Annotated in this window: 20 protein-coding genes; 9 read left to right on the top strand and 11 right to left on the bottom strand. The window is 57.5% G+C overall.

The features are described from left to right. The first annotated feature begins 48 nt into the window (after nt 1–48). Nucleotides 49–1,515: a peptide MFS transporter gene (locus SB749_RS13495; RefSeq protein WP_410710748.1), complete on the top strand. Its 1,467-nt coding sequence runs from the start codon at nt 49–51 to the stop codon at nt 1,513–1,515. A 27-nt stretch (nt 1,516–1,542) separates the two neighbouring features. Beyond that, nucleotides 1,543–2,670, top strand: a complete 1,128-nt coding sequence (locus SB749_RS13490; RefSeq protein ID WP_410710747.1) for an FAD-dependent oxidoreductase — start codon at nt 1,543–1,545, stop codon at nt 2,668–2,670. 85 nt (nt 2,671–2,755) lie between these two features. Here the strand turns inward: SB749_RS13490 and SB749_RS13485 are convergent, their stop codons facing one another. From SB749_RS13485 to SB749_RS13475, 3 genes are read right to left on the bottom strand one after another with little or no spacing between them, the layout of a single operon-like run. Continuing rightward, nucleotides 2,756–3,898 (bottom strand): class II histone deacetylase, encoded by a 1,143-nt coding sequence (locus tag SB749_RS13485; protein ID WP_410710746.1) that lies wholly within the window; start codon nt 3,896–3,898, stop codon nt 2,756–2,758. Further along, complete coding sequence (locus SB749_RS13480) at nt 3,895–5,385, bottom strand: sodium:solute symporter family protein (RefSeq protein ID WP_410710745.1); 1,491 nt, start codon at nt 5,383–5,385, stop codon at nt 3,895–3,897. The genes SB749_RS13485 and SB749_RS13480 overlap by 4 nt, the downstream gene beginning before the upstream one ends. A gap of 2 nt (nt 5,386–5,387) precedes the next feature. Next, complete coding sequence (locus SB749_RS13475) at nt 5,388–5,588, bottom strand: hypothetical protein (RefSeq protein WP_410710744.1); 201 nt, start codon at nt 5,586–5,588, stop codon at nt 5,388–5,390. A 170-nt stretch (nt 5,589–5,758) separates the two neighbouring features. Between SB749_RS13475 and SB749_RS13470 the strand changes: the two genes are divergently transcribed. From SB749_RS13470 to SB749_RS13455, 4 genes are all read left to right on the top strand, one after another. Then, complete coding sequence (locus SB749_RS13470) at nt 5,759–6,754, top strand: LacI family DNA-binding transcriptional regulator (RefSeq protein ID WP_410710743.1); 996 nt, start codon at nt 5,759–5,761, stop codon at nt 6,752–6,754. Nucleotides 6,755–7,087: 333 nt separating this feature from the next. Next, nucleotides 7,088–8,455 (top strand): diaminopimelate decarboxylase, encoded by a 1,368-nt coding sequence (locus tag SB749_RS13465; protein ID WP_410710742.1) that lies wholly within the window; start codon nt 7,088–7,090, stop codon nt 8,453–8,455. Between the two features lie 45 nt (nt 8,456–8,500). Further along, nucleotides 8,501–9,946 carry a Na+/H+ antiporter NhaC family protein gene (locus tag SB749_RS13460; protein ID WP_410710741.1) on the top strand — a complete coding sequence of 482 codons (1,446 nt, stop codon included), beginning with the start codon at nt 8,501–8,503 and terminating at the stop codon, nt 9,944–9,946. A 3-nt stretch (nt 9,947–9,949) separates the two neighbouring features. Further along, nucleotides 9,950–11,593: an N-acyl-D-amino-acid deacylase family protein gene (locus tag SB749_RS13455; RefSeq protein WP_410710740.1), complete on the top strand. Its 1,644-nt coding sequence runs from the start codon at nt 9,950–9,952 to the stop codon at nt 11,591–11,593. A 150-nt stretch (nt 11,594–11,743) separates the two neighbouring features. Here SB749_RS13455 and SB749_RS13450 read toward each other — a convergent pair whose 3' ends face one another. The 8 genes from SB749_RS13450 to SB749_RS13415 form a co-directional block, all read right to left on the bottom strand. Next, nucleotides 11,744–12,466 (bottom strand): IclR family transcriptional regulator, encoded by a 723-nt coding sequence (locus SB749_RS13450; RefSeq protein WP_139908212.1) that lies wholly within the window; start codon nt 12,464–12,466, stop codon nt 11,744–11,746. 47 nt (nt 12,467–12,513) lie between these two features. Continuing rightward, nucleotides 12,514–12,888: a cupin domain-containing protein gene (locus tag SB749_RS13445; RefSeq protein WP_410710739.1), complete on the bottom strand. Its 375-nt coding sequence runs from the start codon at nt 12,886–12,888 to the stop codon at nt 12,514–12,516. Further along, nucleotides 12,885–14,072: a CaiB/BaiF CoA transferase family protein gene (locus tag SB749_RS13440; RefSeq protein ID WP_410710738.1), complete on the bottom strand. Its 1,188-nt coding sequence runs from the start codon at nt 14,070–14,072 to the stop codon at nt 12,885–12,887. Before SB749_RS13440 ends, SB749_RS13445 begins: the two co-directional genes overlap by 4 nt. After that, the gene (locus tag SB749_RS13435) at nt 14,069–15,361 is read right to left on the bottom strand and encodes a TRAP transporter large permease (protein WP_410710737.1); all 1,293 of its coding nucleotides are present in this window, start codon (nt 15,359–15,361) and stop codon (nt 14,069–14,071) included. Before SB749_RS13435 ends, SB749_RS13440 begins: the two co-directional genes overlap by 4 nt. Then, a complete protein-coding gene (locus SB749_RS13430; RefSeq protein ID WP_410710736.1) occupies nt 15,361–15,828 on the bottom strand; it encodes a TRAP transporter small permease in 468 nt (155 codons plus the stop codon). The genes SB749_RS13435 and SB749_RS13430 overlap by 1 nt, the downstream gene beginning before the upstream one ends. Nucleotides 15,829–15,868: 40 nt before the next feature. Beyond that, a complete protein-coding gene (gene dctP, locus SB749_RS13425) occupies nt 15,869–16,954 on the bottom strand; it encodes a TRAP transporter substrate-binding protein DctP (RefSeq protein WP_410710735.1) in 1,086 nt (361 codons plus the stop codon). A 323-nt stretch (nt 16,955–17,277) separates the two neighbouring features. Then, nucleotides 17,278–18,213, bottom strand: a complete 936-nt coding sequence (locus SB749_RS13420; protein WP_410710734.1) for a ketopantoate reductase family protein — start codon at nt 18,211–18,213, stop codon at nt 17,278–17,280. Between the two features lie 53 nt (nt 18,214–18,266). Beyond that, a complete protein-coding gene (locus SB749_RS13415) occupies nt 18,267–19,190 on the bottom strand; it encodes a LysR family transcriptional regulator (protein WP_410710733.1) in 924 nt (307 codons plus the stop codon). Nucleotides 19,191–19,378: 188 nt separating this feature from the next. On the opposite strand from SB749_RS13415, the gene SB749_RS13410 reads away from it, so the two are divergent. The 3 genes from SB749_RS13410 (at nt 19,379) to SB749_RS13400 (ending at nt 23,275) form a co-directional block, all read left to right on the top strand. Further along, on the top strand, nt 19,379–20,449 hold the full coding sequence (locus SB749_RS13410) for a tartrate dehydrogenase (protein WP_410710732.1): 1,071 nt from the start codon (nt 19,379–19,381) through the stop codon (nt 20,447–20,449). 283 nt (nt 20,450–20,732) lie between these two features. Next, nucleotides 20,733–21,992 (top strand): 2-hydroxycarboxylate transporter family protein, encoded by a 1,260-nt coding sequence (locus SB749_RS13405; RefSeq protein ID WP_410710731.1) that lies wholly within the window; start codon nt 20,733–20,735, stop codon nt 21,990–21,992. Nucleotides 21,993–22,084: 92 nt separating this feature from the next. Next, nucleotides 22,085–23,275, top strand: coding sequence for a mandelate racemase/muconate lactonizing enzyme family protein (locus tag SB749_RS13400; protein ID WP_410710730.1), 1,191 nt, complete (start codon nt 22,085–22,087; stop codon nt 23,273–23,275). Nucleotides 23,276–23,456 lie beyond the last annotated feature (181 nt).

Below are 23,456 nucleotides of genomic sequence, written 5' to 3'. Positions count from 1 at the left end.
ACCAGTTGATTGCACCAACGACGCTGCTCCCATGAAAGAAGGAAGACGTTGACATCGATCCACAATGATGTGAAACCAGTGGCGCGCCAGGCCCGTGCGCGAAGTGTTGGAGGCATGGCCTTCACCGAGCTCTGGGAGAGGTTCTCCTTTTATGGCCTTCAGAGCATCCTGGCCTTTTACCTCCTCTACGAGCTCGACAGGGGTGGACTGGCTCTGGGTTCTGCTGCGTCGGCAGGGATTGTCGGCGCGTATGGGGGAGCGGTATACATCGCTCAGCTCGTCGGCGCGTGGTTGGGGGAGCGTGTCCTCAGCCCGAAGCGTCTCGTGCTCATCGGCGGAATAGTCATCGCCCTCGGCCATATCGCGCTGGCGTTCGTCCCGGGAATGCCAGGGCTCTCGGTTGGTCTCGTTCTTATTATTCTCGGAACGGGAGCGCTGAAGACCAACATCACTTCGATCGTCGGATTCGTCCTCGAGAACGAGACGGACGCCAGGAGGGACGCAGGTTTCTCGTACTTCTACATGGCGATCAACACCGGCGCAGTACTCGGGCCCCTCGCTACGGGGTTCGTGCAGGAGAGCTGGGGCTTCCACCCCGGATTTGCTCTCGCCGCAATCGGAATGATCGTCGCCCTCGTGCAATACGTGTTCTCGTCACGGAACCTCCCAGAACGGGCTGGGCAGATCACTCGCCCCCTGTCGCGGACGGGTGCACGCAATGCCATCGGCCTGACCTTTGTCGCGATCATTGCCATCATCATCGCCGCGTGGACCGGCGTGCTGGCTGCGGAGAGCCTGTCCACCGTTGCCACAGTGGTTGCTCTTGTCGCGGCGGCGATCTATTTCGGGGTGATGCTCTCGTCGAAGAAGGTCTCCAGGTCGGAGAAGCGGCGAGTTGGTGCATACATACCCTTGTTCCTGGCTGCTGGCTTGTACTTCGGATTCCTGTTCCAGAAGTTCACCGCCGTTTCGATCCTCATCCAAGACCGGGTGGATCGCGATCTCGGCGGGTGGTCCTTCCCTGTCGGGTGGGTCGCGATGGTCAGCCCGCTAGCGGGTGTGTTGGCCGCGCCGCTCATCGCGTCCCTGTGGAAGAAGCTGGGTGCGCGGCAACCGCGAGCCGGGGCAAAGTTCTCGATCGGAATGATCCAGATCGGCGTGGGCTTCTTCTTCATCCTTTTCATCTCCGCGTTGGTGTACCAGGAAGCAATTCCGGTGCTTCTGGTCCTGCTCTTCATGGTGATCGTCGGCAGTTCTGAGAACTTCGTCGGGCCCATTGGACTTGCACTGGCGACACAAATCGCGCCCAAAGCTTTTACCGCTCAGATGGTCGCAGTGAACTTCTTGACGCTGGCGCTCGGCTCGTCACTGTCCGGCCTGCTCGGACAACTCTTCGCAGCCATCCCGAATAATGCGTACTTCGCCGGTATCGGCACTGTCGCAGTTCTCGTGGGACTGATCCTGCTACTCGTGCGCAAGCCGCTGCAGCGAAATTTATACGCCGGACTGGACTGACCGTCGAACCTAAAGGAAGTTGATCGTATGAACACCCCTCGCATTGCAGTAATCGGAACGGGGACTATCGGCTCACAGGTGTTGTGGCAATTGGCTCGGCGGGGCGTCGATGCTGTGGGTTACGAGCTCTACAGTCCCGGTCATCCGCGAGGAGCCGCAGGCGGCGAATCGCGTCTGTTCAGGTACGTCGAGCTCGAAGACATGCGTTACTTCCCGGTGGTCCAACGTGCTGACGAACTCTGGAATGAGCTGCAGGAGACGGCCCTCCCGCGACTTCGCTCCTTGGACGGAGCGTTGACGATTATCGAAGAAGGCACTGTTGCATCGACAACAGCTCTAGGATCGGCCGAGCTTCTCGGTGACCGAGCCGAGGTGATCTCGCAGGATGCTATGAGACACCGATATCCGGACTTGAACCTTCATGAGAACGAGTTCGGAGTCCTCGACCGTGACGCTGGGACCATCTATCCAGATCGTGCGATCCAAGCAGCAGCCAACGCTGCCATCGGACAAGGGGCATCAATTCGCACAGAATCCAGAGTGACCAGGATTGAACAGCGCGGAGCCCAGGTGCGAGTGACGACAGGCGACAGCGACGAACTGTTCGAGAAGGTGGTTGTAGCGGCCGGTGCGTGGACGTCGGCATTGCTTCCCGATATTGCGCCGTTGCTGGCTCCGCGCCGGCTGCTGTCGACGTGGTTCCTTCCGCGCCCTGGTCATGACCTTTCCGGGCTCATGCCGTACATCAGGGCTGCCCCGAACTATTCTTACGGACTCCCGACGGCCGACGGGGCGGCGATGAAGCTCGGACTGGGATTTGCCAATCACATGGCGGTCGACTCTCCTGATGACGCTGACGTCCGTGTCGGTGAATCGGACCTGACCGCGGTGCGCGAACTGGTCCGTGATTTCTTCCCGAACCTCGAGTCGTATCCAATGCGGATCAACCCATACTTCGAGGCGTATACGCAGTCTCGCATTGAGTACGTGGGGCGGCATCCTTCCATGGGCAAGGTCCTGGTCATGGCCGGTTTCTCGGGCAAGGGATTCAAGACGTCGCCAGCGATTGGTGAGCTCGGAGCGCAGTTGGCCCTTGAGCAGGAGATTGGTGAGGAATACTCGTTCATTGTTGAACAGGACCATCAGCCCTTCTGAGCCAATCTGAATCGCCAACATGAGGGGTCCGTTCTTGCTTATCCGAGCGGGCCCCTCAGGTTGGCTTGGTCGATCGGTTTGCGCTCTAGCGCATCGACTTAATTGCCTCCTGAATGACATGGTGCCCTTGGTCTATTGCATCCCGTTGATCATGAGTTACCTCGTGAACGGGGTACTCGTCGAATGCCCAAACGAACGGATCGGGAGTGAGTTTCTCGATGCCAGCTAGAGTTTCGACGACAGCAAGTCCGCAGAGCGGGACGTAGGCAGGTGAGTAGCCCCCCTCATGCGAGAAGACGAGCTTTCCTTCGCAGAGTGAGTCGGCCGCAGACATGAGGACATTAGTTATCTGCGCATAGCCTGCGGCTGTAACGCACATCCGACCCAAAGGGTCTGCCACCGACGCGTCGAATCCGCAGCTGACGATGATCACTTCGGGGCGAAACGCTTCGAGAGCTGGGACGACGTTCTCGGCAACAGTGGCAATATACGCGCCGTTGCCGCATCCGGCGGGAAGCGGCAGATTGATGTTGGTTCGTTTGCCTTCCTCACTTCCAGTCTCGTCGAACTTGCCACTGTCCAGAGGAAACAGGCGGTCTTGGTGGACGGAGATCGTCAGTACCTCCGGATCATCCCAAAAGATCTTCTGTGCTCCGTTGCCGTGGTGGACATCGATGTCGACGATGGCAATTCGGCGTGCCTTTCCCTGACGTCTGGCTTCATTGATTGCGATGCTGACATTCGAGAAGATGCAAAACCCGCGACCCTGTTGAGGCTCCGCGTGGTGGCCTGGGGGACGTACGAGCGCGTACGAGTTGTCGACGGTACCGTCAAGCACGTTGAGGAGCGCCGATGTCGTTGCGCCGGCTGCCATCTGTGCGATTTCATAGCCGCCGGGGCCAAAGGGCGAGGTGCCGTCACCGGCGTCACCGCCTCCTGAATTGCTCTGATCGATGATGCGGTCGACGTAATCTTCCGTGTGCACCGAAAGGATTTGTTCCTTTGTGGCAGGGTCAAATTCCAGGTCGGTCAGATTCTTTCGAAGGCCGCTGACCTCGATGAGGCTCGCCATTCGCGTTTTCGACGCGGAGCTTTCAAAGTGCTCAAGCGGCTGAAGCAAGCCGCCTGCAGGGAGGAAGCCGACGTGGGTAGAGGTGTCGTGCCATCCGAAGCGTTCGTGCCAAATGTAGCCGGTCCTGCGTGTAGTCGTGCGTTCTGCCTTGGTCATGATGCTTGCTTCTCGTCCTTCTGGATCTGATTGAGTTCGTCGAAGAGGTTGTCGACTCGAGTCTGTTCGTGCGCGTTATTGGGCATGAGCAGGCTGACTGCAACCATCACTCCGGTGTTGACGATCAGCCCGACAATTCCTGAGGTCATCCCGCCTAGCCAGGGCACGGAGATCGGGTAGAAGATTTGCACGATAGCGGCGGTACCGAAGCCGAGCACCATTCCCAGGATGGCGCTGAGCGCAGTTGTTCGTCGCCAGAAAATGCCGAGGAACAGTGTCGGGGCGAGCTGGCAGATTCCTTGGTAGGAAACTTGGGCCCACAGCACGAGCCCTGTTGTGGTAGATGCGGTTGCCAGCGCCCCGAGTGATGAAAGGATCGTGATAGCAGCCACGGAGATCTTGCCGATCCGTGCGTTCTGAATCTCTTGTTTCCTCATCGGTCCGATGATGTCGTTGGCGGTCATGGCTCCGATTGCCTGGAGGTTCGCGCCGACGTTGCCCATTGAGCCGCACAGCACGCAGATGCCGGCGAGGCCGAGCAGCAGGGGACCTCCGAATGAAGCCAAGACGAACCACACGGTGTCCGGTGCTGCGGCGACCTCTGGCACTGAGGACGCCAGCAGTGCCATCACGTTGAGTGCGGTGGCGAAGACGAGCAGGATCGGAACTGCCTGGACGGATGTGCGCCGGATGGTGCTCACACCGTTCTGCGTGAAGAGGCGAACGAAGATGTCCGGCCAGCACCATCCGCCCAGTGCTCCAGTAAGAACGAGCGAAAACAAATACAGTGGACCAAGCTCGCTTCCTGGTCCGGGCAGAATGAGGAGCGCAGGGTCGACTTGGGCGAATCCGTGGTTGTTGGCGATGAGCCAGACGATGAGTCCGAAGATGACAATGAATCCCATCAAGTACGCGGCGATTCCCTGAATCAAGTCGGAGATCATTACGCCTCGCATACCGAACTTGACGGTCCAGATCTGTCGGATAGTCAGAACGATGACTCCCAGGACAACGGCGAGCACGGGCCCGATGACTCCGTCGGACGAGAAGCTGAAAATGAGCGCCAACGACTGCATTCCCAGAACGACCCATGGGACTGATGCAACGACCCCGATGATTGCTGCGATAACGCGGACTGGCGTCGAGCCATAGCGGAGTCCGAGTAGGTCTGCTTGGGTACGGAGATCGTAACGATTTCCCCAGAGGTAGGCGGGCTTGGCCAACAGAAACATGATGATGGCGGCAAAGACGCTGTACTGGACCAGATAGAACCCTGTCACGCCGCTGCCAGCAGTGAGCCCTGCGAAGGAAATGAAGACAGTACCCGGCAACCAGGTATTGATGAACGCGGCGGTTCCGTAGACGGAGTTGAACGACCGGCCGCCAGTAGCGTAGTCAGAGAAGGAAGAGTCTTTGGCTGAGGTGCGCTCCATGACGATGATGACGAAAATGAAGAAGACGGCAATCATGCCGAACGTGATCCACATGCTCAGTCGCCTCCCTCAGCGGTGAGAGTGATCCTGTTGAGAATGATAACCAATGCCGAGACGAGAACAGAACTGCCGACGATGTAGGCAAATGACCACCAGGCTTGGCCAAAGATCCAGTGCAGGGGTGGGAAGAGTATGAGGACGGTGGCAAGAGCAATGATTGCCCTGACCGTTCGGGTGGGACTTGTCTTCTTTGACATGTGCATCAACCTTCGAAACGTTTGACTGCCATATGCCGGAACGTTCCGGCATTGATGAAGTGTAGTCATGCTCGTTAGCTCCGTGTCAAGAGCTCGGCCGCCAACGGCTGTCTGACTGACCGAAGGGCAAACGGTCCGACGCTCGTCATCGGTGCTGATACTGTTCCCATATGACGCGCCCCTCGCCCACGCTGCATGATCTCGCCGCTCACGTCGGATTGTCCGTGACAACGGTGTCTGATGCGCTGCGTGGGCAAGGTCGAGTTGCCGAGGCCACACGGTCCAAGATTCTCAAGGGCGCGGCCGAGTTGGGATACTCGCCAAATCGACCCGCGCAGTCTCTTCGTAGCGGGTCGAGCCTCAACGTCGGGATCTACATTCCCCGGCGGGTGCTCGGGATGGAGTTTTACATGGCGTTTGCGATGTCGGTCGCAGACGAGCTGGGACAGTATGGGTACGACTTGACGATCATTTCCGATGCGAAGGAACCGCGGCGGTGGACACAGTTCGCTGTGGTGGTGGTCGTAGACGCGTGCTTGAGCGACGGTCCGTTGCACGAGAATCTCGATAATGGGTCAACCGTATTTACCGCCGGTCGAATTGAGGGGTTGCCGGACAGTCGGTTGGCTGGACTGATCGAGATTGACTATTGGAAGATGCTAACGGAGGCACTCGACGGGCTCGAACAGCAAGGTGAAGTGACTTCGCCCTTCCTCATCGCGTTCGAGCCGTTGGACAAGTATTCGTGGTCTCAGATGCTCATCGACTCGTTCGAGCATTGGTGCACCGTGCGGGGGTTGGAACCTGATGTGTTCACGGTCTCTCCAGACCCGAATTCGTGGTTGTTTTCTGACGATTTCTCACGACGAATCAGCGAGGGGAAATCGTATGATCTGATTGTTCACGGAGGGACGCTTCTGTCGATGGCCGCACGTACCCAGAAGCTGTACACCGAGCTTATTGAACCGGAGTCAATACGCACGGCAGTTCTGACGACGAGTGAAATTGAAACCCGACTCATCGATTGCGACGTCGCTCTTAACATCCGCGCAAAGGAATTCGGAGCGGCAATGGCCCGTCTATGCCTGAAGCGGTTGCTCAATGGGACGCGAACCTTTGCTCACGAATGGTTCGAGCACGAGGTAGTCATGACCGAAGCCTCCTAAGGAGGCGCTCCTTACCCTCTCGCCTCAGATCCGCTGGTCCAAGTCGTTTCGCATAGTTCGGTGTTGCGAACACCACCTAAGTGAAACTTGGTGCGTTCCCATGACGCTGCGGGGTGTACAGACTGAGAAATCTAACTTCGCTCCTTCCCTGGTGAGACCGATCCTCTTGGTTTGAATGCGGAGTGCATCCTGCATTTGATCAGTTTGCCCTAGGCGACACGACGTTGACACAGATGCAACGGTTGTGGCTTATGCACAATGGTGAAGTTCAAATGCTGTGAATGTATTGTGGCATCTAGCGACCAGGCGGTGCATATTATGAGGGACATGCCAATGACTTTCAGTGCAACGCCGCCCGAATCTCTCCCCCGCAATCACGTTTCAAAGCGGACGCAGGCAGTTTATTCACTCGTACAAAACGTTCCGGGCTCCGGCTTACCTCACTTGAGCGACGAGACGCCACTAGTGGGCTTGATCGATCTCGACCTTGTCGACGTCCTCTTCAAAGATCTTGAAGCAGCTTTTGTTATTCCCGGGACAACTCTCCACGCGGTTGCGTGTAAGGCTGCACCGGTCAGGGGCCTGCTCCAAAGGTACGCAGATATGGGGGCTGGCTGTGAGGTTGCGAGCAAGGGCGAGCTTGAGCTGGCGCTGGCGTCTGGATTCTCTCCGGACAGGATTGTCTTCGACTCACCAGCAAAGACCTGGTCTGAGCTGAGACAAGGGCTTGAGCTCGGAGTGTCGATGAACATCGACAACTTCGACGAACTCAGCCGCGTAGATGAAATTCTGTCTGATCGGGAGCCTCTGTTGACCCGTAAAGATATGCCAGTGATCGGTCTGAGGATCAATCCTCAGACGGGCTCTGGAGACATCGAAGCACTTAGCACGGCATCGAAGACCTCGAAGTTCGGTATTGGCCTGTCTGATCTTGGTACCCGGGCGGAAGTTGTTCAAGCCTATCTGGACCGCCCTTGGATGACGCAGATTCACATACATTCGGGTTCACAAGGGGTCAGCCTCCAACACGCTGCACAAGGAATTTCGCAGGTAGTTGCACTCGCTCAGGAAGTCAATGATCTATCTGCGCGCCGTGGAGGCAGTGATAAGCAGATCAAGCGCATTGACATTGGGGGAGGGCTTGCAGTCAACTTCGCCGACGACGAAGTCACGCCTACTTTCGCAGACTATCGGAAGGTCCTCGAAGACGCTGTTCCTGAACTGTTCGACTTCGACCTCGTGACAGAGTTCGGACGAGCTCTCCTCGCCAAAACCGGAACGATTGTGACACGCGTTGAGTATGTGAAGTCCGCAGGCGATCGCAAGATTGCAGTTACTCATGCGGGCGTTCAGGTGGCGACTCGAACTGCCTATGCGCCGAAAGATTGGCCATTGCGAATTCTGCCCTTTGATGCCGATGGTTTGCCGAAAGAACAGGGAGAACTGGTCGCTCATGATATTGCAGGACCTGCCTGTTTCGCTGGTGACCTTCTAGCACGAGACACAATGTTGCCGCTTCTTCAGCCTGGAGACATTGTGGCCGTGCCAGAAACTGGAGCGTACTACTTCAGCAACCACTTCTCGTACAACCTATTGCCTCGGATCCCAATTTACGCCTACTACGGCGATCGGGATCAGCAATACGTGCTTCTCAGGCGAGGACAGACAACTGAGGAAATCCTTGCTGAGGCCTCCATCTAACGGAACCTCATTAAAACGTCACAACTCTTGAATTAGGAGAATGAAGTGAGAAACGAAGCTCTTCCCGATACACCAACTTCGAAAAAGTCATCCAATGCATATGAGACGGCGCTAACTCCAGGGAGATCAAGGTTGATCTGGGTTATCTCTACGATTGGCGTTGTCCTCGCCGTTGTCGCAGCGTTCATGTCTGACGGTCCGACGCTGTGGGGGCTTCTCCCAATCGTCCTCTACGCTGTATTGGCGATCCTGGGGATGGACATCGTGGTAGCGACTGTTGTCGCGGTGGTCTCAGGCATCATCATCTCGAAGATGGGAGCCATCGAGATCGGAGAGATGCTCGGAGAATCGTTGGCAGACCAGATCACGATCATCGGCCTCATCATCATGCTCGGTGCAGGTGTCGGCGAGGTTCTCAAAGTGACCGGTGTCGCCCAAAGCATCGTCTCGACCGTGATGCACGTGTTCGGACGAAGCGGCAAAAACATGATGGTCTTCGGCGTCATGGCCTCCTGCCTGATCCTGGTGGCGGCTCTCGGCACGCTGGCCGGTGCCATTGCGATCGCCGCACCGATTCTCCTCCCGATTACAGCTCGGCTTGGGTACACAAAGTCGGCTACGGCGTCGATGCTTTTCATCGGCGGTTGTGCAGGGCTTGCCCTCGCGCCGTTCGCAGGCTCGAATGTCGCGATCATGGAAGCGGCCGAGGTGAACTACGGACAGTACGTCCTTTACGGTGGCGGACCGATTGCCCTGCTCTCCCTGGTAGTCGGAGTGCCAGTGGTAGCGCTGATGCAGCGTTGGACGGCCAAAAAGAATGACTTCTATTCGACCGAGGAAGTAGGAGAAGCGAAATCTGGTGAGACCCCCGGATCGCGGTTGCCGACGTTCGTCTTTCTCGCACTCTTAGCAGTATCTGTTGTCTTCGCCGCTGTCACGTCGGCCGGAACCACTTTCCCCCTTCTCGCTTTGCCTATCCTCGGTGTCGCCACTGCCATCGCAAGTCGGATGAGAGTAGCGGACATCGTCTCCACCATCTATCGAGGATGCTCGCAGGTCATCAGCATCTTCATCCTTTTCTGGTTGCTAGCGGCCCTCTTCATCATTATCGACAAGTTGGCTCCGTTCGACGTCGTCATGGACCTATTCGGCGCACAGCTCGAATCTGCGTCCCCGTTCGTCTTCACGATCATCATCGCTTTGTTGGGCTGGGTCGGTGTACCCGGAGCTACTGCGGCGCAGGTGGTTCTGCTCGACAAGGTGTTCGGCGAACTCGGAAATACGCTCGGTGTGAGCGCCGGCTCGTGGGTCATTGTGCTTCTCTTCGCATCGAAAGCAGACACATACGGGCCGTTCCCCAACGGAAACATGGTGGGAGTCATGGGGCTCGCACGGTCAACGAACCTCCGCAATATGCTGTTCACAGGATGGATGCTCCTAGTTCCCGCTTGCATCATGTACTTCCTCATTCTCTTCGTCGAAACGAGGTAAACAATGTTTGATCTTCTCATCACCAACGCACACATCATCGATGGCAGCGGACGTCCGGGATTCCACGGGGAAGTCGGGATCCGCGACGGAAGAATCGTCCATGTCTCCGACACTCTCGAGACTGCTTCTGGCGAGGCGGAGCGCGAAAAGTCGCAAAGCGATGTCGATTCGCTGGACGAAGCACGGGCGAGTCAATCAATCAATGCTCACAACCAAGTGCTTGCCCCTGGCTTCATCGATCTGCATTCCCACTCTGACTTCTCAGTCATGGCAGATCCGGCAGCGGAGACACAACTGCTGCAAGGCGTCACCACTGCTCTTGTCGGAAACTGCGGGTCCTCGCCATTCCCAGCACGGTCAGTTGCTCAGGTCCAGCGTGACAATGCCCACCTTGACGCAGAGTTCACCGCCGATTGGACCGTAGCTCAGGGGTTCGCCGAGGCAGTGCAAGCAATCGGACCAGGTATTAACATCGCCCTGCAAGTCGGGTTGTCGAGTATTCGCTCGTACGTGATGGGACCGGTCGACGCCGTTCCGGATATGGACCAGCTGGCCTCGATGAAGGCACAGGTCGCGGAGGCGGCCTCAGCTGGGGTATACGGATTCTCCAGTGGACTCATTTACGCTCCGGGTATGTATTCTCTGCCGAACGAGGTAGCTGCGCTAGTAGCAGAAGCTGCAGCGCACGACTTGCTTTACTCGACTCATATGCGCAACGAGTCCCATAGTCTTCTCTCCGCAGTCGATGAAGCTTTAGATGCGGCCGCTGTCGCCGGAGCCAGGCTGGAAATCTCCCATCTCAAAGCTATGGGGCCCGAGAACTACGGCTCGCCGGCTTTCGCGCTGGAACGGATTGAACGAGCGCGAGAGGACGGACTCGATGTCAAAGCCGATGTCTATCCATACACAGCCTCAAGTACGAGACTGACCTCGAGACTGCCCGGATATGCGATGGACGGTGGGCAAGAGGCACTGATGGAACGACTCGCTGATCCGATGACGCGATCGAGGATTGCAAGCGATATGGCAGCTCGATTTGGAAGAGACATCGATCCTGAGGGAGTCGTTATCTCTGCTCTCGGTAACGGGGACAGTGATGACGACTATACATGGGCGATCGGGAGCTCCATCGCGCAGATCGGTAGAGCAGAGGGTTGCAACGCAGAAGAAGCTGCAATGCGTGTCCTCGCAGCTCACGGGGCCTCTGTCGGGATTGTCAACCACGCGATGGATCCTGCCGATGTCTCGAAGGTGCTTTCTCATCCGCTCGTCTCGGTCGCGAGCGACGGTTGGACACTGAAGCCCGAAGGGGAAGGTATGCCGCACCCCCGTTCGTTCGGAACATTCGTCAGGGTACTGGGCAAATATGTGCGCGACGAAGGCCTGATCACCCTGGAAGAGGCTGTCCGCAAGATGACCAGTCAACCAGCCGAACGAATGAGGTTGGTCGATCGCGGTCTAATCGCACAGGGAAACTTTGCTGACCTTGCAATATTCGATCCTGACACAGTCCGAGAAAATTCGACGTATGGCGATCCTTGGCAACTTGCAAGCGGAGTCTCGACCGTACTCATCGGCGGCGAGTTTGCTGTCTTCGACGGTCAGGTCACAGCGAATCGGCACGGTGAGGTACTGAGGAAATGCTGACTTCGAATAGGTATCCATCGAGGCCCAGCTAGAGGGAGATCGGGTGAGGTAAAGGTGATACGAGAAACACAGCTTTCTCACGCCGCGCGGATCGCATTGGTTAGGACTGACCACAGTTGGATCGGCGTCAATATAAGAAGCTGTTGCAATCTAAGCAAAGTTCCACACGTCGAGACCACTATTGCTGATCGCCGAACGAGCAGTATCGACCATTTCTTCAATATGGGGCCGCATTCGGACGTTTGGGCCGCCGACCGTAATAGCTGCGGCCAAAGACGAGCCGATCTTGAGCCCAAGAGCGAATGCGGACACATCTGCGACGGTTTCGCCGATGTTGAGACCGTAGCCTCTTTTCCGTACTGATTCGATTTCGACTTCAAGGGTCTCTTCGTCGAGATCTTCTGACGCTAAGACATGCGCCTTGAGCTCTGGAGTCTCAGACGCTGCCAGAAGAATCTTGCCGGCACTCGTGGGCCAGAGCGGTCGGCGGGTGTGCATCTCGGGGTTGTAGCCGATCCGCTGGTTGGACGGGACCGAGTGGACGTAGGTCAGCTCGTGATCGAGGAATACGGCGAGGGTGATGGTTTCACCGAGCTCCTGTCCGAGTTTGTTCATCACTGGTGATGCAAGTTCGACGAGGGAAGTCGCCTGTGACGCCAGCAGGGTATGAGCGCCTAGGCCGAAGACGAAGTGCCCGGCCGCGTTCTCCTTCAAGTAGCCCTCTGCCTCGAGTCCGCGCACGAAACCGTAGACGGATGACTTCGGAGCGTCCAGATGCTCAGCGATCTCAGAAAGTGTCGCGCCGTTGGGGGACCGCACGACGAACTCGAGGATGCCGATGACACGGCTGACCGTCCGGTGCTTCTCAACCATGAAGCCAGCCTAGATGACGCGCTCGGCCACATGCCGACGTTTCATGTTCATTCGATCGTGTCGTCGGCAGCAAGGGCGGGGTAGTAGACGTTGATGAGCTCAAGTGGCTCTGATGAGAGGACCTCGACGTGGTGGGCGACGTCGGTCGGGATCAGGACTGAGTCGCCTCCGCCCAGCTCGAGGGTTTGTGCACCGAGTTCGACTGAGCAGCGGCCCGAGAGGATGTGGAGGAATTGGGTGCTCTTGAGATGTCGGTGGGGGAGTGCAGACCCGCCGTGCTCGATCGTTCCTCGTACGACGGAGACTTCGCCGTTAGCATCGTCACCGGGCAAGAGCCTGAGATTTGATGTCAATGTGTGGCGCGGCGGAGTGTAGGCTTCGAGTTCCTCACCGACATAGTGCTTGATCGATTCGTTGGTCATTTGTTTCTCCTTTGTTCGATGAGAGCTGTGATGGCCTCGCGATCCCCGTCGGCTGGTGACGCCAGATTGACTGGCTGCAGTGGTGACTCGGAATAGCCGACGTTCGGTGTGGTTCGCCAATAGCTGCCTTCTGTGGGGTGATCAACCCGTTCCACAGTTCCGCGCCGTCTGAGGTATTCATCGTCGACGAGGTCTTCGATCCTGTTCACTGCTTGGGCCGGGATGTCGTGGTCATGGCAGAGCTTGATGACTTCGCCTGTCGAGCGGTGAGCAGCGAATTCCGCAATGAGAGTCTGTGTTTCTTCGACATGGGCGTTGCGGTCGCGGTTCGTTGGATAAGGCACAGTTCCGTCAGCGACGGTTGGATTATCAATGGCGAGGAAGTCTCTCCATTGTCGATCGTTGTAGGGCAGCACGCAGACCCATCCGTCTGTGGTGCGGTGTGGCCGCCGAGCTGGATTGATTGTTCGGTGCCAACCAGCGTCTCCCAGAGGAGGCTCAAACGTGTAGTCATTGAGCTGTTCGACCATGTTGAAGTCGGACATGACATCGAACATGGGGACATCGACCCACTGCCCGAGTCCGGTGATATGGCGGCGGTGGATCGCAGCGAGCCCGGAATAGACCATCGACAGGGCGCAGACTTTGTCGGCGACGACGTACGGAGCGTACTGAGGCCGGCCCAATGATTTCCGATAGACATCGCTGAGACCACTGGCCGCTTGAATGATGTCGTCATACGCGGGCCGGTCACGTTCTGGGCTGATCGAAGAGAATCCTTGGGCCGTAATGAGAACACACTGTGGATTGATCTCAGCAACGGAATCCCAGTCGAACCCATATTTCTGACGTTGTCGCGGAAGGTAGTTGGTGACGATGAGGTCGGCGATTCCGATGAGCTCGTTCAGCGTCTGCTGGTCGTCGGCGTCTGAGAAGTCGAGCGTGATGTTCTTCTTCCCGTCTCCGAGGCTGAGCGCGGCGGCAGACATCCCGGGGTTTCGGGACTGGCCGGACCGCCGGATGACATCTCCGCTCGGAGCTTCGATGTGGATGACCTCTGCACCGAGTTTGGCGTAGAGCCTTCCGGCCAGGGGGCCCATGATGACCGTGGCGATCTCGACAACTATCAGTCCGTCGAGCGGCCCTTTGACCTGAGTATTCTGCACGGGTTGTGTGTGCGTCATAGACTTCCCATCATTTCTGGCAATATGAGGACGATTTGCGGAAAGGCGAAGAGCAGGACACCGACGGCCAAGATCGCAAAGACGAACGGAATGCTGCCGCGGAAGACATCCTCAACCGGCATTCTGGCTGCTTGAGCGACGACGAAGACATTGAGGCCGAGTGGTGGAGTGATCAGCCCGATTTCGGCCAGCAGAATGACGACGATTCCGAACCAGATCGGATCGAAACCGAGCTCCGTCACAACGGGCAGTGTCACCGGCACGGTCAGCGCGATGATCGCCATCTGGTCCATGAAGAAGCCGAGAATGAGGTAGCCAAAGGCGATGATCGCAACGATGACGATCGGAGCAATCGGCAGCGCCGAGAGTGAATCGACCAAATGAGGTGTCACCTGCGATTCAGTGATGAAGTGGCCGAAGACGTGGGCGGCCATGATGATCGTCAGGATCATGATCGATGAGCTCAGTGCCTCAGCGAACGATTTTGTCAGGTTCGTCCAGTTGAGCTTCTTTTTGCCGAGCATCAGTCCTAGTGCACCGAGGCATCCGACTGCGGCGGCTTCGGTTGCGGTCGTGACGCCGAGGAAGACCAGGCCAACGACGATGATGAAGAGTGCAGCGATCGGCAAGAGGCCGGCAAGACTGCGGAACTTCTCGCGTCCGGTGCTGGCTTCGCCTCGTGGTGCTGATGACGAGTTGAACGTGATCAGAATGGTGATCGTGATGGCGAGTGCCACAGCTACGAGGAGGCCGGGGATGATTCCGGCGATGAGGGTCGGTCCGACTCCTGCTTCGGCTGTGATGGCGTAGAAGATGAGGAGCACGCTGGGTGGGATCATGGCCGCCAGTGTTCCTGCTGCGGCCACGACTCCGGCGCTGAGGCGTTTGTCGTAGCCCTGGCGGATGAGTTCGCCGGTTGAGGTGTGAGCGAGTGTCGCTGCCGCAGCGGTGGATGATCCCGAGACTGCAGCGAAGATGGCACCGGCCCCTACAGCCGCATGCGCTGTTCCGCCGCGCATTCGGCCAACGAGGACCTTTGCTGAGTCGAACAGGCTAGAGAGTGCGCCGCTGTGGAGGACGAACTGTGCCATGAGGATGAAGAGCGGGATAGCTGCCAGTGAATTGTTGCTGACTGCGCTTTGCGGGATCGTCATCAGTACACCGATGACATCGGCAGGGCCGCCGAGCGCCAACAGGCCGACGATGCCGCTGATCAGGATGGCAAAGGCGATTGGTATGCGGAGCAGGATGAGGGCCAGCAAGAGTGCCGTGATGGTGAGTACTAGCATCAGGCTGCACCGCCTTTGATGAAGGTCTTGGATTCCAGGAGAATGACTACAGCGGTGAACAGGCTCCCGATTGGGAGGAATGCCTGCCAGATCCAGCTATAGATCGGAAGCTGGGATGACAGTGGCGGTGGGATGTCACCGTGTTTGAGGGCTTCGAGCATTGTGATCGTCCCAGCGATGGCCAACGCAGCGATTCCCACGAAGACGACGATGAGGCTGAGCCATCGTGCGGCTGACTGCACGTTGGCCGGAAGGTGCTCATACAGCATGTCCGCAGCGACGTGTGCGCTGACTGCGTAGCCCCACGGCATGCCGAGGAAGACGATGGCCGGCAGCAGAACTTTTTCGATGAACGAGACGTTCCAGCCCAGGGGGCTTCCAGCGAAGTATCGCAGCACGACCTCAGTAAGCATGAGGACAGTGATCAGCGCGAGTGCGATGATCGCACACCATTTTGATGTGGACACGATCGCCGTGTGGATGCTGCCGTAGCGATGAGTAGAGGGGTCAGGAGTTTGATCGATTTCGCTCATTCTTGGTCACCGCCTTCTCGAATTCGGTCAGTATTTCGGTACCGGGGAGGCCAGCTGAATCGAGGCTTGTAGCCCAATCAGACTTTGCACGGCTTAGTTCACTAGTCCACTGATCTTTGGCATCGCCAGTGATTGGGACGAGCTCGACGCCGGCGTCTTTCATCAGTGATTCGGCTTCGGACTTTTCTTTGTTGAGGCCATCGCACAAGGATTGCTGGGCTTGAGCGGCTGCGTCAGTGACTTCGCCCTGTTCCTGCGGGCTAAGACCATCCCAGGTGCGTTCACTGATGACATAGGGGATGCCAACAGAGCCGAGGTTGAGGCCCTTGGTCGAGTAGTTGGCGACCTGCTCGAGGTTGTACGAGGGGACGCTGACAAATGGCATGGCGGTTCCATCGACGGTGTTACGTGTCATCGCCTCGTAGGTATCTGCCGCAGACATGCTCACTGCCGATGCCCCGATGGTTTCCATGGTGACGTCGAATGCACCACCCGAGGAGCGGAGGAGCAGTCCACGCACGTCAGCGGGATCTTCGACTTTGGCGTTGCTCGTCATCACTTCGTATCCGGGGATGATCGAGACCCAAAGAGGTCGGAGTCCGCGGTCCTCATATTCCTCTTTGTAAAGGATTCCGTCCTCGTCGAGTAGGTCCATCATCGAATCAGACGCGACGCAGGCATCTGTCGTCATCATGGGCAGGTCGCCGACACTGGACAGTGGAAGTTTGTCTTCCAGGTACGCGGCCGATGCCGGGCCGATGTCGATGTTGTCGGTGGAAATGAGAGAGGCAAGATCCTCGGCGTTCCCCATCTGACCTGACGGGTAGTACTCGGTGTCGATGCCGTCTTCTTTGAGCTTTTCGAGGAAGACGCTGACTCCGTACTTGCCGAACGGGTGCTTGGGAGAATACGAGTCGGCCAGGCCGAGAGTTGGATTCCCGGATCTCTCCACTGGTGCACAGCCCGCAGTCGCAGTGACCGCCAGAAGTACACCGGCTGCCAAAGGGAGTAATGAGCCTTTGAGTCTTGGGCGCGTGCCCGAGCTTTTGTATCGCGACATGACCTCACTGTCCTTCGCATATAGAAACGATAGTTCGTATATCCGAAACTGAGCTTATGCTTATGGACATGCCGAGTCAATCCGACATCGAGAGATAGTCAACGTGGGGAGAGGAATGCGTGAAGCCCAGCGTGGTTCGCTGTACCTACCAATTGCCCCGATTCGTGTATCGAAATCTGGGTTAACGACCTAGTTAAATGACTGCCTGGTCCCAATCGCTGAGAAGGTATAAGACACCAAACCGAAGCATTGGACTGGCGAGCTTCTATCCGAGAGGAAGTACCCAGGTTTGGCATGAAAAAGTTGGCCCATCGGCCGTAATGTTATGCCTCGTGAAGGGTTGTCTCCCATGCTTTGACGAGGTTGACTACCGTCGAATTCGCAGGAGTCGGCACTCCGACGTCTGCCCCGAAGCGGACGACGGAACCGTTGATCACGTCGATCTCACCTCGGGAACCTCGCAGTGCGTCGAGCAGCATAGACGGCTTTGCGTCCGGGATGTTTCCCGCAAGGGTACGCACGTGGTGGACGGGGTCGGTGATTTGGATGGGTACTTCCAGCGCTTGTGCGACGGCAAAGGCTTCTAAAAGGCATGCTCGAGAGACTTGCCAGGCGTTCTCGTCTGTCATCATTTCGCCGATGGTGAGCTTGTTGAGCACTCCGGGGCCGGAGAACGCCACATTCATGATCAGCTTTTCCCAGATGACACGAGATGGGTCACGCAACGAGGTCGCGTCGAAGCCCGCAGAGCGCCAGATCTCGACAACTTTGTCGACTTTAGGCATCGGCAGATCTGAATATGGAGAGAAGCGGACTAATGCCATTCCGTTGTGATGTGCGTGTCCTGGTTCGGGTACCGAGGCACCGAATCCGCCCACGACCCCAAGGCATAGTTGAGATTGCGGTAGATGCGGAGCGACGAGATCCATCGATCCGACTCCGTTCTGGATCGACTGGACGACTGTGTTCCGACTGACCAGCGGTGCTGTATCGAGCGCTGCTTGCTCAACGTCATAGGCTTTCGTGGCGATGACAATCAGGTCGAAATCTGCGGCGAGCCCGTCGGCCGTCGTGCTCACCGAGTCGAGTTGGACTGTGCGGTCGCCGCTGGCACCGGTGACTCTTAGGCCATGAGCCGCGATCGCATCCATGTGGTCAGCTGCCAGCCCCACTCCGTGGACTTCGTGGCCGGCGCTCTTCATCAGCGCAGCATAGACCGAGCCGAGTGCCCCTAGCCCCATAATAAGTATCTTGGCCATCGTTCTTCTCTCCTTTGAGTGGGGACAGGTCTTTTGAAACGCCAGGATGGTGACTAGTCGGTGTAATCGACAAAGTCGGCTGCCGATTTCACCCGCTTGGGGATCTCCTGCTGCAGAAATTCGGTGAAGCGCCTGGCGCGGAGCGGGAAATACTCGTTGTTGGGAAAAGCGAGGTAGACGTCTGATCGAATGGTCGGCACATCTGGCAAGACCGGGACCAACTGACCGCTCTCCAAGAACGGACGGACGTTCCATATCGAGCGCATCGCAATTCCGTGTCCGAGAACAGCCCATTTGGTGACAGTGTCGCCGTCATTGCATCGCAACGGTCCGCGGACCCGGACCGGTGTGACGACCCCGTCGAGCTCGAACTTCCACAGAGTGAAGTCGGGCTCGTGCTCGTTGAGAATGATGCAGTCATGTTCAGGAAGCTCAGAAACTGAGCTCGGAGACCCTCTGCGATTGACGTAGTCGGGTGACGCGCAAAGAACCCGACGGTTCGTCAGAAGCCTGCGGTAAGTTAGTTGAGAGTCTTTTGCTGCGCCGACTCCGACGAGCATGTCGAAATGAGTGTTCTCCAGGTCGAATGGGTCGCCTGAGAGCTCCAGATGAATCTCGATATTCGGGTACAGCGTGTGAAAATCCGCCACTAACTCAGACAGATGCGTGCGCCCGAATCCCAACGTGCCGAATACGACGAGAGTCCCACGTTCGCTGTCGACGCTGTTGGAGATATCCGCGTGCAGTACGTCGGCCTCATGCACGATGCGTCGAGCGCCTTCGAAATAGCGCAGCCCCTCGCTGGTTAGCAGCATCTGACGTGAGGTGCGTTTGATCAACTGGACTCCGAGTCGGTTCTCCAGTTGCGTGAGTCGCCTGCTCACTGCTGACACCGACATTCCCATTGACCTGGCCGCTGCAGTCAGGTTCATCTCTTCGCCGATGGTGGCGAAGAACTGGAAATCGTCGACTCTCACGATCCCAGTCTAGGGAGGGCACGCCCAATATTGGCCGACCCGCCATTGCAATTTGTTCAAGCCTGAGTTGATTCAAACGGCGGGTGAAACGACTGATTTCGCTGTTAGATTCGTGGCCAAGCGAATCAGCGCGCCGTCGGAATCCTTCCTATCAAGGGACCGACTCATAGAAACGTGGAGGTAGCTATATGCCCAAGATTGCAGTCATTCCGGGAGACGGGATCGGAAAAGAAGTCATGCCAATTGGTGTGCGGGCCGTCGAAGCTGCCGCACAGCGTCATGGCGTTGACGTGGAGCTCGAATGGTTCGATTTCGCCAGCGTTGAGTACTACCAGCAGCACGGCCAAATGCTTCCTGACGGCTGGAAGAACCAGCTGAGTGAGTTCGACTCGATCTACTTCGGCGCTGTTGGCTGGCCCGATGTAGTGCCCGACCATGTGTCCCTGTGGGGGAGCCTCCTGCAGTTCAGAAGGCAGTTCGACCAATACGTGAATCTCCGGCCATGCAAGATCCTTCCCGGTATCACTCCACCCTTGCGCGACAAAGGGCCCGGCGACGTTGACTTCCTCGTTGTTCGAGAGAACACAGAAGGGGAATACTCTAACTCCGGCGGCGTGCTGTTCGAAGGAACTGACCGTGAGTTTGCCATGCAGGAGACGGTGATGACGCGGATCGGCGTCGACCGTGTCATGGAGTATGCCTTCGCCCAGGCTGAGAAGCGCCGCAAGAAGGTGACATCGGCGACGAAGAGCAACGGAATCTCGATCACCATGCCGTACTGGGATACGAGATTCGAAGCGATCCAAGAAAATCACCCAGGCATCGAGACGAACCAATTCCACATCGACATCCTCACTGCTCACTTCGTTCAACACCCGGAATGGTTCGACGTCGTCGTCGCATCCAATCTCTTCGGCGACATTCTCTCGGACCTCGGTCCTGCGTGCACGGGCACGATCGGTGTGGCACCAAGTGCCAACATCAACCCGACAGGTGAATTTCCCAGCCTTTTTGAGCCCGTCCACGGTTCGGCACCCGACATCGCCGGCAAAGGAATTGCCAACCCGATCGGCCAGATCTGGTCGGGAGCGATGATGCTCGACCACCTCGGTTCTGAAGCGGCAGGAACTGAAATTGAGAATGCCATCGACGAAGTCCTCCGAAGCGCAGACCCAACTGTGCTGACGCCCGACGTCGGAGGACAGGGAACCACAGAGACACTTGGTCAAGCCATCATCGACGTGCTTCGAGGGGAGTGAAGCAGCCTGGCAGAGAACACCCTTCAGGCGTGGCTCGTCGACAGCGAACCATAGTTGAGGCGAGGCTAGCGGCCTCTCGAGTAGATCAGCGGTCACTCGAATCTCGTTCAAGAACCAAACGTTGCGCAATATGCGATGCCGGAGGGCTTAGCGCATTGCGCGCATAGTCCAACCCGAAATCGGAGATGCAATGACGCATTACGAATCTCAGACTGCGCAGACTCGCAGCAAAGTTGAGGCACCAGAGCAAAACCTTCATCAGAACCGCAAACAGCTCACAATAATGGGCTTCCCCTGGCCCTTCTACTTGGCCTTCCTCGTGGTGATCATCGCGGCCATTTTCCTCAATGTCATGCCAGTCAACATCGTCAGCGGAATGGCGATCGCGATGATCATCGGGGGTGCACTGAAATACATCGGCGACTCGATCCCCGTTTTCAATACATTCGGAGGAGGATCGCTGCTGTGCATCGTCGTCCCGGCCTTGATCGTCTTCACCGGGCTATTCCCTCAGGAGTTCGCTGATTTAGCGGACTCCTTCTACAACGAGCTCGGATTCTCTGAACTCGTCGTCACGGGTCTGATCGTCGGATCTATTCTCGGAATGAATCGGAAACTGTTGGTCAGCGTCGGCGCGCGCTTCTTCTTCCCAATCATCGCCGGCGTCGTCACAGCCTTTCTCGTCGGCGCACTGATGGGTCTGATCACCGGCTTCGGCGTCGGCCGAGCGGTCATGTTGGTCGTAGGACCCGTCATGGGCGGCGGCATGGCGGCGGGCGCGGTGCCAATGTCGGAAATCTTCGCCTCAGCCAGCGGAGGAGACGCCGGTTCGTTCCTCGAACAGATCGCCCCCGCCGTCATCGTCGCCAACGTCGTGTGCATCGTCGTCGCGGGAATCCTCAACGGAATCGGTAAGACTGTGAAGGCAAAGAGCTTCAGCGGCGAAGGCCGAATGATGCGCAAAGGCGATTTCGACTATTCGAAGGCCTCGGACGAAGCACCCCTTACGATCAAAGACATCACCGTTGGATTAGTACTGTCGATCACGATCTACATGGTCGGTGAGATCCTGTCGTCCCTGATTCCCGGGTTGCATGCCTATGTGTGGATCATTGTTGTGGCTGCCGTCCTCAAGATCTTCAACCTCCTGCCGGAACACCTCAACCTCGGTGCTGAGCAGTGGTACAACTTCATCTCGCACGCATGGATCCCAGCCGTTCTCGTCTCAATCAGCGCAGGCATGGTCGATTTCGATGCCATCGTCGAAATCGCGTCCGACCCTCGCTACCTCCTCATTGTCGTGGTGACCGTAATCGTTGCGGCCGCAGCCGCGGGCGGGGCAGGAATGCTGGTCGGCTTCTACTTCGTCGAATCTTCCATCAGCGGCGGCCTCGGAATGGCTGACATGGGCGGGTCGGGAGACGTCGCCGTCCTCTCAGCGGCTGGTCGACTCGAGTTGATGCCGTTCCTTCAGATCGCCTCCCGCCTTGGCGGGGCGATGATGCTCATCATCCTGTCGATCATGGCTCCCTTCCTTCTATAGATGTCCAAAGCGGTTCGTCCACGGCTCGCCTTGCGTGGACGAATCGACAGCGAGCTCGTATCTGTGCAGCAACTAATTCAACAGGAGGCTTGATGCCAAAAATCACTGCTGTTCGCCCTGTTCAGGTCAACCGGATTCTCTACGTCAGCATCGAAACCGATGACGGACTGTATGGGGTCGGTGAGTCCGGTGCCTGGGCCTACCAGGAGGCCGCCGCCGAAGTGGTGAAGAGTTTCGCCGATTACCTCGTCGGACAGGATCCGCGGAGGATCGAGCACCACTGGCAGTTCATGTATCGCGCATATCATTTCCGCGGTGCCGTCATCATGGGGGCCTTGAGCGCGATCGACATCGCGCTGTGGGACTTGGCGGGAAAGCGTCTCGGCGTTCCTGTTTATGAACTCCTCGGCGGAGCAGCGAGAGAACGAGTGCGAGTGTATAAACATGTTGCCGGGGCCACTGTCGATGAGCTTGTCGACGACTGCAAGAAGGCGCAGGATGAGGGATACACGGCGGTGGGCCACCTCTCGCCGTTCCTCGACATTGACCGCGGCGAGAGGCTGAAAACGTCGAATGCGCAATACATCAGCGGGGCAGTTAGCGTGCTCAAGACTCTCCGCGCCGAGGTCGGGGACGGCCTTGATCTGTGCGTCGAGCTGCATCGGCGACTGAGCATCAGCGAATCTGTGACGTTCGGCCGCGCTGTCGCAAAAGTGATGCCGATGTTCATCGAGGACCCTGTCCGTCCGGACAACCTCGACTCGATGGCGCACGTAGCGTCCTCAGTGCCAGTGCCGGTAGCGACGGGGGAGCGGTTGCACACTCCTGAGGAGTTCCAGATGCTGCTCAGTCGCTATCCATTGGCTTACACGAGGATCAGTGTCTGTTTGGCCGGAGGCATTACAGGTGCCATGAAAATCGCCGCTATAGCCGAATCAGTTGGATCGAAAGTTGTGCCTCATAATCCGCTCAGTCCAGTGAGCACCTCTGCGTGTTTGCAAGTCTCCAGTGCAGTCGCGAATCTGGGAATAATGGAGCTGCCCGACCACTCGGTCGCTTCCGCCACAGAGAGATACACCGCTTCAAACCAAAGCGAACGGCAGGAATTCGACCAGACCGCAATGCTGAGTCCGATACCCGAGGCCGTCGACGGTCACGTATCCGTTCCCGCTGGTCCTGGAATAGGCATTGACCTGGACTTCGAGAAGGCGAGGCGAACTCGAGCCACTAGGGTAGAAACACTGTCGCGACTTGGGGCTGACGGGGCGGTTGTCGACCAGTGAATTTCGCTCCAGAATGGCCAATCGGTGCGACCAGCACTCCAATCAGGTCAGCCGTCGGTGACTCTGACTCTTCAAAGTCAACTTCGCCATTGAGGAGTTCGGAGCAGAGACATGGATACCTACGTCCACTATTTCACGCCTACGCTTCTGAGCCTTCGTGTAGTGCGACGTATTCGCTACT

The organism is Brevibacterium sp. SIMBA_078, assembly GCF_046534565.1.
Taxonomy (GTDB): domain Bacteria; phylum Actinomycetota; class Actinomycetes; order Actinomycetales; family Brevibacteriaceae; genus Brevibacterium.
This window is presented reverse-complemented; position numbering and strand designations above follow the sequence as displayed.